The organism is Acidovorax sp. CCYZU-2555 (assembly GCF_018413525.1).
Classification (GTDB): Bacteria; Pseudomonadota; Gammaproteobacteria; order Burkholderiales; family Burkholderiaceae_C; genus Comamonas.
This window is the reverse complement of the sequence record NZ_JAHCDD010000007.1, coordinates 57,132-68,754: the sequence shown is the minus strand read 5'-3', so window position 1 is coordinate 68,754 and position 11,623 is coordinate 57,132. Positions and strand designations below refer to the sequence as shown.

General features: G+C 65.8%; 10 protein-coding genes. 6 read left to right on the top strand and 4 right to left on the bottom strand.

Annotated features, from left to right (window positions below; genetic code table 11):
* The first annotated feature begins 23 nt into the window (after window positions 1-23).
* The 3 genes from rplS to KHY18_RS03960 all read left to right on the top strand — a co-directional run bounded on the left by rplS (window position 24) and on the right by KHY18_RS03960 (window position 2,265).
* Window positions 24-434 (top strand): 50S ribosomal protein L19, encoded by a 411-nt coding sequence (gene rplS, locus KHY18_RS03970; RefSeq protein ID WP_159910624.1) that lies wholly within the window; start codon window positions 24-26, stop codon window positions 432-434.
* Between the two features lie 111 nt (window positions 435-545).
* Window positions 546-1,238: a CoA pyrophosphatase gene (locus tag KHY18_RS03965; protein WP_249728896.1), complete on the top strand. Its 693-nt coding sequence runs from the start codon at window positions 546-548 to the stop codon at window positions 1,236-1,238.
* Between the two features lie 40 nt (window positions 1,239-1,278).
* Complete coding sequence (locus tag KHY18_RS03960; RefSeq protein WP_213294545.1) at window positions 1,279-2,265, top strand: CobD/CbiB family protein; 987 nt, start codon at window positions 1,279-1,281, stop codon at window positions 2,263-2,265.
* 27 nt (window positions 2,266-2,292) lie between these two features.
* Here the strand turns inward: KHY18_RS03960 and rsgA are convergent, their stop codons facing one another.
* From rsgA to KHY18_RS03945, 3 genes are read right to left on the bottom strand one after another with little or no spacing between them, the layout of a single operon-like run.
* Window positions 2,293-3,249 (bottom strand): ribosome small subunit-dependent GTPase A, encoded by a 957-nt coding sequence (gene rsgA / locus KHY18_RS03955; RefSeq protein WP_213294542.1) that lies wholly within the window; start codon window positions 3,247-3,249, stop codon window positions 2,293-2,295.
* Window positions 3,246-3,584 carry a 4a-hydroxytetrahydrobiopterin dehydratase gene (locus KHY18_RS03950; protein ID WP_213294539.1) on the bottom strand — a complete coding sequence of 113 codons (339 nt, stop codon included), beginning with the start codon at window positions 3,582-3,584 and terminating at the stop codon, window positions 3,246-3,248. Before KHY18_RS03950 ends, rsgA begins: the two co-directional genes overlap by 4 nt.
* Window positions 3,581-4,906 (bottom strand): M48 family metallopeptidase, encoded by a 1,326-nt coding sequence (locus tag KHY18_RS03945; RefSeq protein ID WP_213294537.1) that lies wholly within the window; start codon window positions 4,904-4,906, stop codon window positions 3,581-3,583. The genes KHY18_RS03950 and KHY18_RS03945 overlap by 4 nt, the downstream gene beginning before the upstream one ends.
* Before the next feature lie 30 nt (window positions 4,907-4,936).
* Here KHY18_RS03945 and orn point away from each other — a divergent pair, with 30 nt between their 5' ends.
* Both orn and KHY18_RS03935 read left to right on the top strand, forming a co-directional pair.
* Window positions 4,937-5,530 (top strand): oligoribonuclease, encoded by a 594-nt coding sequence (gene orn / locus KHY18_RS03940; protein WP_213294535.1) that lies wholly within the window; start codon window positions 4,937-4,939, stop codon window positions 5,528-5,530.
* A 293-nt stretch (window positions 5,531-5,823) separates the two neighbouring features.
* Window positions 5,824-7,908 carry a DEAD/DEAH box helicase gene (locus KHY18_RS03935; RefSeq protein ID WP_213294532.1) on the top strand — a complete coding sequence of 695 codons (2,085 nt, stop codon included), beginning with the start codon at window positions 5,824-5,826 and terminating at the stop codon, window positions 7,906-7,908.
* Window positions 7,909-8,019: 111 nt separating this feature from the next.
* Here the strand turns inward: KHY18_RS03935 and KHY18_RS03930 are convergent, their stop codons facing one another.
* The gene (locus KHY18_RS03930; RefSeq protein WP_213294529.1) at window positions 8,020-9,000 is read right to left on the bottom strand and encodes a helix-turn-helix domain-containing GNAT family N-acetyltransferase; all 981 of its coding nucleotides are present in this window, start codon (window positions 8,998-9,000) and stop codon (window positions 8,020-8,022) included.
* A gap of 192 nt (window positions 9,001-9,192) precedes the next feature.
* Between KHY18_RS03930 and KHY18_RS03925 the strand changes: the two genes are divergently transcribed.
* Window positions 9,193-11,610: a membrane-bound PQQ-dependent dehydrogenase, glucose/quinate/shikimate family gene (locus tag KHY18_RS03925; protein WP_213294526.1), complete on the top strand. Its 2,418-nt coding sequence runs from the start codon at window positions 9,193-9,195 to the stop codon at window positions 11,608-11,610.
* The last annotated feature ends 13 nt before the right edge of the window (window positions 11,611-11,623 follow it).

The following is an 11,623-nucleotide window of genomic DNA, read 5'->3' as shown; positions in this document are numbered from 1 at the left end:
GGACAAGATCGTTGGATGTAACCATGAATCTGATCCAGACTCTTGAGCAGGAAGAAATTGCCCGCTTGAACAAGACCATCCCCGTTTTCTCCCCCGGTGACACCGTCATCGTGAGCGTGAACGTGGTTGAAGGCGCGCGCAAGCGTGTGCAGGCCTACGAAGGCGTCGTGATTGCCAAGCGCAACCGCGGCCTCAACAGCGGCTTCACTGTTCGCAAGATCTCCAGCGGTGAAGGCGTGGAGCGTACGTTCCAGACGTACAGCCCGCTGATCGCCGGTATCGAAGTCAAGCGCCGTGGTGACGTGCGCCGTGCCAAGCTGTACTACCTGCGCGAGCGCAGCGGCAAGTCGGCACGTATCAAGGAAAAGCTGCCAGCTCGCAAGACGGCAGCCGCGCCTGCTGCAGCTGCAGCAGCGCCCGCTACCGCCGCCTGAATCGCCTAGGCGCTTCGGGAAAGCCGCTACAGTTCGCTGTAGCGGCTTTTTTTGTTTTTGCGGGCAATCCGCATTTTTTGTCGGGACTGGCCAGTGCTCCCTTCTTCTTCCTTGGTTTCCCCCAGGCCCAGCCCGTTGGCGCCGGGTTTCGATCCGCGTTCGGTGCCGGTGCTGGCCGTCGACAGCCATCTGCCCGCCGTGCCCGCGAGCGCCCAGACCGCCCAGGCCTTGCGCCACCGCTTTGCGGCGCCGCCGTTGTGGTCGCCCGAGATCGAGCGCGAACTGCTGCTGCCCGACCGCGCGCCGGCCGAAGCCGCGGTGCTGATCGCCATCGTGCAGCGCGAGCAGCCCATGGTGCTGCTGACCGAGCGCACGGTGCATCTCTCGTCGCATTCTGGCCAGGTGGCGTTTCCTGGCGGCAAGCGCGATCCCGAGGATGCGGATGCGGCCGCGACGGCGCTGCGTGAAGCGCAGGAAGAGGTGGGGCTGGACCCGGCCCTGGTCGAAGTGCTGGGCAACCTGCCGCCCTATGTGACCACCACCGGCTTTGTCGTGACGCCTGTCGTCGGCCTGGTGTCGGCCGACGCGCGCTATCAGCCAAACCCCTATGAGGTGGCCGACCTCTTCGAAGTGCCGCTGGCCTTCGTGCTCGACCCCGCGAACCACCAGCGGCATGCGCTCGATAGACCCGAAGGGCGGCGCGAATGGTTGTCGATGCCGTACCAGGATGGGGACGTGCAGCGCTACATCTGGGGTGCAACGGCGGGCATGTTGCGCAACTTCTATCGCTTTATGCTGGCTTGAGACGGTAGGCCATGCCGCAGAGGGCAAGTATGATGGCCGCATGAGTTTCTTCGCCATCCTGTTTGCCTTGCTGATCGAGCAGGCCCGCCCGCTGGCCCGCAGCAATTCCGTTCACGCGGGATTGCGCGCCTGGACCGTCTCCGTGCGTCGCAATTTTGATGCAGGCCAGTCGTACCACGGCTGGGTCGCCTGGGGGCTTGCCGTGCTCGCTCCGGCGCTGCTCGCCCTGGGCGTGCATCTGCTGCTGATGTGGCTTGTGGGCTGGCCGCTGGCGCTGGTCTGGAACGTGGCCGTGCTCTACGTGACGCTGGGCTTTCGCCAGTTCAGCCACCATTTCACGCGCATCCGCGATGCGCTCGAAGCGGCCGATGAATTCACCGCGCGCGAAGAACTGGCGCAATGGCAGCAGGTCGATACCACCGAAGTGCCGCGCAGCCAGGTGGTGCGCCATGTGATCGAGTACTCGGTGCTGGCCGCACACCGCCATGTGTTCGGCGTGCTGTTCTGGTACTCGGTGCTCGCGGCCCTGGGCCTGGGCCCCATGGGCGCGGTACTGTACCGTTCGGCCGAATTCGTTTCACGCTACTGGTCGCGCCAGGGTTTCATGGGCGCGCAGCCCGTGAGCGAGCGCCTGCAGAGCGCGGCGCGCCAGGCCTGGATGTGGATCGACTGGCTGCCCGCGCGGCTCACGGCGCTGAGCTTTGCGGTGGTCGGCAGCTTCGAGGAAGCGATCGACGGCTGGCGCTTTCATGCGCAGCGCTTTCCCAACGACAACGACGGCGTGCTGCTGGCCGCCACGGCCGGTGCGATCAATGTGCGCCTGGGCGGCGAAGCGCTCAAGGCGCGCGAAGACGCGACGCTGATGCCGGGCTTTGATGGCGAGGCCGATTTCGACGACAGCGATTCCACACCGGGCCGCCTGCCCGAACTGAGCCACCTGCGCAGCGTGGTGGGCCTGGTCTGGCGTTCGGTGGTGGTGTGGTTGCTGCTGCTGGCGTTGCTGACCCTGGCGCGCCTGCTGGGCTGAGCCCTGGCGCCCCGCGCGGGGCGCTTTTCAATACCTTCGTTCGACGCTCAGCTCTTCGAACAGATCGCGGTAGATGCGGTAGCGATTGGCGCTGATGTGGTGCGGGCTGTCCTTGGCATCGACTTCGGCCATCACGGCGCAGCCGGGCTCGTGCAGGTGGGTGCAGTTGTAGAACTTGCAGTCGGCCGCGCGCGCGCCTATGTCGGGCATGCAGCGGGCCAGATCCATCGGGCCGATGTGGTGCAGGCCGAATTCCTGGAAGCCTGGCGAATCGAGCAGCGCGGTCTGGCGGTCTTCGTCGACCCAGTACCAGGTGGTGCTGGTGGTCGTGTGCTTGCCCGAATTCAAGGCCTGGGAGATTTCGCCGGTCTGCGCGCGCGCTCCCGGTATCAGCAGGTTGATCAGCGTGCTCTTGCCCGAACCCGATGGGCCGAGCACCAGCGTGGCCTTGCCCTTGAGGTGTTGCATCAGCGCGGCGCGGTCGGTTTCGCTCGATTCGGTCAGCGACAGCGGCAGCACGCCGTAGTTCGGCTGGTCGCTGCCGTGGCGCATGTGGCGGTAGGGCAGCAGCCGTTCCCAGGCGCGCGCAAAGGGCTCGACCAGATCGCTCTTGTTGAGCCCGATCAGCGGCTTGATGTGCGAGGCTTCGGCGGCAATCAGCGCGCGCGCGAGCTGGCTTTCGGAGAACACCGGGTCGGCCGCGATCAGAATCAATACCAGATCGATATTGGCGGCAAACGACTTGGTGCGGATCTCGTCCTGGCGGTAGAACAGGTTGCGCCGGGGCAGCACCTTCTCGATCGTGCCTTCGTCGCCCTGGCCTGCGGCGGGCATGATCCAGCGCACATGGTCGCCGACCACGGCCTGGCTCTTCTTGCCGCGCGGGTGGCAGATGCGGCGCGAGCCGTCCGGGGCTTCGACCACGCAGTGGCGACCATGGCTGGCAACGACCAGGCCTTCGGGGCGGGCGCTGTCCTGGGTCATGCGAGCAAGGCATCGATGCGGCGCGCGCAATCGAAGTCCGTGGCCGAGACGCCGCCGACGTCATGGGTGTTGAGGCGAACCGTGCAACGGTTGTAAGTCACCTTGAGGTCGGGGTGATGGTCCTGCTGGTGGGCGATCAGCGCCACGGCGTTGACGAAGGCCATGGTTTCGTAATAGTTCACGAAGGAAAACGTCTTTTCGATGGCCACATCGGGGCCGTCGCCGCTGAGCTGCCAGCCTTCGGCCTGGGCGAGTTGCGAGACCAGTTGTGTCGCCGACATTGCGCGGCGTGGCTGGGTGGACCAGTCCTGTTGCTTGAGTGGAGTAGTTGTCATGATGCGTTGGGGGCCAGGGCAGGCGCCGGCAGGCGCGCCAGGCGCTCGATGGCCGGTGGGTGCGAATAGTAGAAAGCGACGTAGGTCGGGTCGGGCGTGAGCGTCGAGGCGTTGTCTTCGTAGAGCGTCAGCAACGCCGACGCGAGGTCGCCGCCCTCGGCTTGCGCTGCGGCATAGGCATCGGCCTCGAACTCGTCGCGGCGCGAGAAATACGACATCAGCGGTGCGAGGAAGAAGCTGAACACCGGCGTCACGAGCATGAACAGCAGCAGCGCGACGGCTTCATTGCCCGCGAGCGCGCTCGCGCCCGTGAGCAGCATATCGAGGCTGGGGCGCACGCCCAGGCCGGTGTAGAACCAGGGCTGCTGCGACAGCCAGCCGAGCAGGGCCAGCGCGGCCAGGCTTATGGCAAACAGGCCGATCAGGCGCTTGGTGATATGGCGATGCTTGAAATGGCCCAGTTCGTGGGCCAGCACGGCTTCGACTTCACCCGGCGAAAGCTGCTTGAGCAGGGTGTCGTAGAACACCACGCGCTTGGCCGAGCCAAAGCCCGTGAAGTAGGCGTTGGCATGGGCCGAGCGGCGGCTGCCGTCCATGACGAACAAGCCCTTGGCCGAGAAGCCGCAGCGCTGCATCAGCGCCGTCACGCGCTGCTGGATGGCTTCGTCCTTGAGCGGCTCGAAGCGGTTGAACAGCGGCGCGATCACGCTGGGGTACAGCCACATCAGCAGCAGGTTGAAGCCGGCCCAGACGATCCAGGCCCAGAGCCACCACAGCGCGCCGCTGGAAGCCATGAGCCAGAGGATCAGCGCGGCCAGCGGCAGGCCGATCACGGCGCCGACCAGCGTCGACTTGAACAGGTCGGCGAGCCAGAGTTTAGGAGTGAGCTTGTTGAAGCCGAAGCGCTGCTCGATGACGAAGGTCTGGTACAGCGACAGCGGCAGGCCGATCAGGCCCGAAATCAGCGCGAACGCGGCGAGCAGCGCGATCTGCTGGTGCAGGCCCTGGCCCAGCCACTGCAGCAGTTGCTGGTGCAGCGCGTCGAGGCCGCCGAGCAGCGTCCAGCCCAGCAGCAGGGCAGTGGACAGCGCCAGATCGACCAGCGCGACACGCGCCTTGGCCAGCGTGTAATCGGCGGCTTTCTGATGGGCCGCGAGCCGCACATGCTGGGCAAACGCCGCGGGCACTTCGGCGCGGTGGCGCGCCACGTGGCGCACCTGGCGCGACAGCAGCCACAGCCGCGTGAGCAGTTGCAGCACCAGCAGCGCGGCAAAGCCCAGAGTCAACAGCAGCGAAGGTGAAAATGGGGTGGTGGAGAGCATCTGCGGGCAGTGTAGGCGACAATTCGCGCCATGTCCGATGCCCCCCTCTCCAACCCTCCCGTGCTTGCGAAATCCGATTTGAATCTCGTCTGGCTTGACTGTGAAATGACCGGCTTGCAGCCCGAGACCGACAGGGTCATCGAGATCGCCGTCGTGGTCACCAACTCCGACCTGTCGATACGCGTCGAAGGCCCGGTCTTCGCCATCCATCAGAGCGATGCGCTGCTCGACGGCATGGACGCCTGGAACAAGGGCACGCACGGCCGCAGCGGCCTGATCACGCGCGTCAAGGAATCCGAGGTGACCGAAGCCCAGGCCGAGAAGGAGCTGATTGCCTTCCTGTCGCGCTATGTGCCCAAGGGCAAGGTGCCGCTGTGCGGCAACAGCATAGGCCAGGACCGGCGCTTCCTGGTGAACTACATGCCCAAGCTCGAGGCCTTCTTCCACTACCGCAATGTCGACGTGAGCACGTTCAAGGAACTCGCCCGCCGCTGGAAGCCCGCGGTCTGCGCGTCGTTCAAGAAAGCGCAGCGCCACACGGCGCTGGCCGATGTGCATGAGTCTATCGACGAGCTGATCCACTATCGCGCGCATTTCCTCGCGCTCGAGCCAATCGCTGCCTGATCACAGCGTGGCGCGGCCTTGGCCTTGGCATTCCCAGGGCAATATCCGACCCGCGCTTGCGCTGAAGAAGTCAAACGTGTCATAATTCGCAGCTTGCCCCTACCCTTTGGGGTAATTTGCGCATCTCCCATCACTCACCGGGCCCCGCTTTTTGATCCGTGCTCCTCGCACGACAAAGCAACTTATGCCCAGCCGCCTCACTTCGAGCCGGCCACGTTTGACGGTTGATGTTTTTTAACCGTCATTGAAGCACCGCAGACATCTGTTCGGTGGCGCTTCATCGTGAGAAACAAATGAACGACAACATTATTGAGCAGGGCGTTGCCGCCGCTGCAGAATCTTCTTTGGACCATTCCATTTTGAACGCAGCGCATATTGCTGCCGACGACGCTGCCATCGTTGCAGACGCCGCATCCATCATTTCCGATTCCGAATCGCTGGAAACCGAAGCTGAACAAGCTGAAGTCGAGCAAAAGCCCAACGGCTTCGTGGAACTGGGCCTGGCTCCTGAACTGGTTCAGGCTGTCGCCGACCTGGGCTATACGCAGCCCACCGCCGTGCAAGCCAAGGCCATTCCCCTGGCCATGAACAAGGGCCCGAACGCGACCGCCTTTGTCGACCTGATGGTGTCGAGCCAGACCGGTTCGGGCAAGACCGCTGCGTTCCTGCTGCCCGTGCTGCACACGCTGCTCGAACAGCAAGCTGAAATCGAAGCCGAAGGCCGTGCCGAATTCGAGCGCGCCTGCGCCGAAGCCGCCGCCAATGGCGAGCCAGCTCCCAAGCGCAAGCGCAAGGACCCGACCAACCCCCGCAACTTCAAGGCTGCCGCTCCCGGCGCCCTGATCCTGTGCCCCACGCGCGAGCTGGCCCAACAGGTGGCGCATGACGCCATCGAGCTGGTCAAGCATTGCCGCGGCCTGCGCGTTGCCAACGTGGTCGGTGGTATTCCTTACCAACTGCAAATCGCCAAGCTGCAAAACGCCAATCTGGTGGTGGCCACTCCCGGCCGTCTGCTCGACCTGCAGCGTTCTATGCAGATCAAGCTCGACAAGGTGCAATTCCTGGTCGTCGACGAAGCCGACCGCATGCTCGACCTGGGCTTCTCGGACGACCTCGCCGAAGTCAACCAGATGACGTCGCAGCGCCAGCAGACCATGATGTTCAGCGCCACGTTCGCGTCGCGCATTCAGCAGTTGGCCATGCGTGTGATGCATGACAACGGCGCCGGCGTCAAGAAGATCCAGATCGACTCGCCGCAAGAAAAGCATTCGAGCATCAAGCAAGTGCTGTTCTGGGCCGACAACGCCCAGCACAAGCGCAAGCTGCTGGACCACTGGCTGCGTGACACCACGATCAACCAGGCCATCGTGTTCGCTTCCACGCAAGTGGAATGTGACGGTCTGGCCACCGATCTGCAGCAGGAAGGCTTCTCGGCCGTCGCTCTGCACGGTGCTCTGAGCCAAGGTCTGCGCAATCGCCGCCTGCAGGCACTGCGCGGCGGCCAGGTGCAAATCCTGGTGGCTACCGATGTGGCCGCACGCGGTATCGACGTGCCCACCATCACCCACGTGTTCAACTACGGTCTTCCCATGAAGGCCGAAGATTACACCCACCGTATCGGCCGTACCGGCCGCGCCGGTCGCACGGGTCTGGCTGTGACGTTCGCTGAATTGCGCGATCGTCGCCGCATCTTCGACATCGAAGCCTTCACGCGCCAGCAGTTCACTGCTGAAGTGGTGCCTGGTCTCGAGCCTACGCAGCGCGCTCCCCAGGGCGGTCGCCCTGACGGCCGTGGCCGTGGCGGCGAAGGCCGTGACTACTCGCCACGTGGCCGCAGCGGCGGCTTCGGCGGCGGCGGTGGTGGCGGTCGCAGCTTCGGCGGCGGCGGTGGTGGTGGCCGTAGCTTCGGCGGCGGTGATCGCGGCGGCTTCGGTGGCGGTGGCGATCGTGGCGGCTTCGGCGGCGGCGACCGTGGTGGTGATCGCGGCGGCTTCGGCGGCGGCGGTGACCGCGGTGGTTTCGGCGGCGGCGACCGTGGTGGTGATCGTGGCGGCTTCGGCGGCGGCGGTGATCGCGGCGGCTTCGGCGGCAACGACCGTGGCGCGGGTTTCGCTCCACGTGGCGGCGCTCCCCGTGACGACCGTGGCTTCGGCGGCGGCGCTCCACGCCGTGACGGCGAAGGCTTTGCTCCGCGCAAGCCTGCATTTGCCGACAACCGTGGTGGTGATCGCGGCGGCTTCGGCGGCGGCGACCGTGCTCCGGCACGTGAATACGGTGCGCGTCCTGCCTTCGCTGGCAAGCCCGCGGGCGGCCCTGGCGGCAAGCCTTCGTTCACGCCCCATGACGCTCGCAAGCGTCCCGCACGCCCAGCGCGCTGAAATCCAGAACTAGCGTGCGCAGGCTATGCAAGTAGCCTCGCCAACGCAAGAAAATGCCCTCCAGGTGCGAGCCTGGAGGGCATTTTTCATGGGCGATGTGAAAGTGGCGGATCAGCGCGGCGCTGGCCGCTGGCGCACAAAGCGGGTGCGTGACACCGGCAGGCCCCACAGGTCTTCGGCCTGGGTCTGCTGCGCGGCAAATCCGGCTTTGCGGTAGACCGCTTCGGCCAGCGGCGCTGTCTGGTCGGTGCGGGTGATCAGCGAGGCTTGCAGCACCAGTGACTCCTGATCGGCCTGGGCCAGTGCGGCCTGCAGCAGCATCTGGCCCGCACCCGTGCCGCGCACCGTGCGGTGCACGATGAACCAGCCAAGTTGCGCGCCCTGCAAGGCAATCGCGCCCAGCACCTGATCGCCTTCGCAGTACAGCCACAGGTGATGGCCGGGCTGGTCCAGCTGTGCGAGCAGCGCGCCGAACGCCTGGTGCATGGCGCGTTCGGCCGCCATGGCCTGGGCTGTCGGCAGGTCGGCCAGCAAATCCTTGGCGATCAGGCCCACCACATCGCCCTGGCAACCGGGCCGGTAACCGCGGTGCAGGCGTTCGGGGTGGGGCGTTTCCGTCCTGGGGTGCAGATTGGCCTGTGACAGCGCGCTGGCGTACAGCGACATATAGCGCCCCAGCGCCTGCTGCTGGGCATCGTCGAGCTGTTCGAGCACCTTGGCCACCTGGCGCGTGCCGAAATCATCGGCCTCCTGGTACAGCGCATGGCCGGCATCGGTCAGGAACAGGGCGTGGGAGCGCGCATCGGACGCCACGGCCTCGCGGCGCAGCAGGCCCTGGGCTTCCATCTTGCTGATCTGGCGGCTGGCATTCGACTTGTCCAGCCGCAGCGCGCTGGCCAGGTCGCGCGCCAGCATGCCGGGCTGCATGCCCAGCTCCAGCAGTGTGTGCACGGCCGATGGCGAGAGATCGCTGCCGGCCACGGGCGTGCGCAGATAGCCCAGCTCGCGCACCAGCTGGCGCGAGAAGTTGCGCAGCGCGCTGATTTTTTCGGACAGGTCTTCAGGTGAAGACGTTTTTTCATGGGGGTTCATTGCTATCAAAAGTGTAGCTACATCAAGGCGCGCACGTATCCCTGGCTGGCTCATGGCTATAGCCAAAGCTCTCTATAATCAAGTTGCGTATCGCAACTATCTTGAAAAAGCGTACGCAAATCAGGGAACACACACCCTGGCCGGCAGATGCCGGCCGCACTGGTGTGCTTTACATCTGGAGAGAGACTTTATATGACAACCCCTCAGCCCCCAAAAGTGGCGCGCGTGAGCCGTGTGCTCGCCGCCATCGTGGGCCTTCTTGTGATCGCCGTGGGCGCCTATCTGACCTATGGCGGAGTGCAGCTGCTCGGTCTGGGCGGCTCGCTGTACTACCTGCCCATGGGCCTGGCCCTGGTCGCTGCCGGCGTGCTGCTGGTGCGCGGCGATCTCCGCGGCAGCCTGGTCTTTGCCGCGGCCTTTGCCGTGACCGTGGTCTGGGCGCTGTGGGAGGCGGGCTGGCACTTCTGGCCGCTGGCCGCGCGCCTGGGCCTGCTGGCCGTGCTGGGCCTGTTGGTCGCCCTGGTCTCGGCCGGCCTGCGTGGCCGCGGCGACACCCGGCGTACGCGCATGCTGTCTTTCGGCTCGGCCGCCGTGCTGTTGTTGGGCCTGGGCGGCGCGCTGTTCGGTGCCTTCCAGCCGGTCTGGACCGTGAAGTCGGCCCAGGCGCCGCAAGCCGTGGACAACGGCTATGACGCTGCCAAGGATGTGGCCGACTGGACCAACTACGGCCGCACGCCCGACGGCACGCAGTTTTCTCCCGCCACGCAGATCACGCCCGAGAACGTGAACCAGCTGCAAGTGGCCTGGACCGTGCGCACCGGCGACTTCGCCTATGGCGGCGCCGAGAACCAGAACACGCCGCTGCAGATCGGCAAGACGCTGTATGCCTGCACGCCGACCAACCAGGTGTTTGCCATCGACGCCGACTCGGGCAAGCAGCTGTGGAAATTCGATCCCAAGGCCAATGCGGGCTACAGCCCGAGCTGGCAGCGCTGCCGCTCGCTGGCCTATTACGAGCTGCCTGCCGAAAAGGCCGAAGCCGAACGCCTGGCCCATGGCGCGGCCGCCTGTTCGCGCCGCATCTACGTGAGCACCGCCAATCTGAAGCTGATTGCGCTGGATGCCGCCAGCGGCCAGCCCTGCGCGGGCTTTGGCGAGCGCGGCGAAGTGTCCCTGGCCGTAGGCATGGGCGATATCGTGCCGGGCTTCTACAACCCCACGGCCGGCCCGGTGCTCGCGGGCGACCGTCTGCTTGTGGGTGGCTGGGTGATGGACAACCAGTCTGTGGACGAGCCTTCGGGCGCGGTGCGCGCCTTCGATACCGTGACCGGCAAGCTCGAATGGGTCTGGGATATCGGCCGCCCCGGCGTGAACACCGCCCCCGGCCCGGGCGAGCACTACACGCGCGGCACGCCCAACACCTGGGCCGCGCCAACCTATGACGCCGAACTGGGCCTGGTCTACCTGCCCACGGGCAACGGCACGCCCGACATGTACGGCGGCCACCGCACGCCCGAAACCGACCGCGTGAGCTCGGCCATCGTCGCGCTCGATGCGCGTACCGGCGCCGAGCGCTGGGTGTTCCAGACAGCGCACCACGATGTCTGGGACTACGATCTGCCGTCCAAGCCCGTGCTGTATGACGTGCCCGGCGACAACGGCGCGCGCATTCCCGCGCTGATCCAGACCACCAAGCGCGGCGAAATCTTCATGCTCGACCGCCGTACCGGCGTGCCGATAGCCGAAGTGGTCGAAAAGCCGGTGTCCACCGCAGGCCTGTCGGGCGAGAAGCTGTCGCCCACGCAGCCTTACTCGGTCGGCATGCCGCAGATCCGCCAGGGCGACCTGACCGAAGCCGGCATGTGGGGCATCACGCCGCTGGACCAGCTGGCCTGCCGCATCGCGTTCAAGCAGCTCGAGTACAAGGGCGACTTCACGCCGCCGTCGACGAACTGGTACATTCCGCACCCTTCGCCGTTCGGCACCATGAACTGGGGCGGCATCTCCATCGACAAGGTGCATGACTACCTGATCGTCAACGACATGCGCATCATGATGAAGGCCCGCCTGATTCCGCGCGAAGAGCTCGCATCCTCGCTGGCCAAGACCGGCAAGGCCGGCCCCAGCGTGGGCGGCATCGTGCCCATGGAAGGCACGCCTTACGGCCTGAGCCGCGCGATGGTGACATCGCAGCTGGGCGTACCCTGCACCGATCCGCCGTTCGGCATGATGACCGCCATCGACCTGAAGACCCGCAAGATCGCCTGGCAGCGTTCCATGGGCACGGTCAAGGAGCTGGGCCCGCTGGGCATTCGCACCGGCATGCCGATTCCGCTGGGCATGCCCACGCTGGGCGGCCCCGTGGCCACGGCCGCAGGCCTGGTGTTCTTCAACGGCACGGCCGACTACTACCTGCGCGCCATGGACGTGAAGACCGGCAAGGAAGTCTGGAAGTCGCCGCTGCCCGTGGGCGCGCAGTCGACACCGTTGGTGTTCATTTCGCCCGAGACCGGCAAGCAGTTCGTCGTGGTCACCGCCGGCGGCGGCCGCACGGCGCCCGACCGTGGCGACTACATCATTGCCTATGCCTTGCCCGGGCAGGCCAAGTAAGCCGGCCACTGCC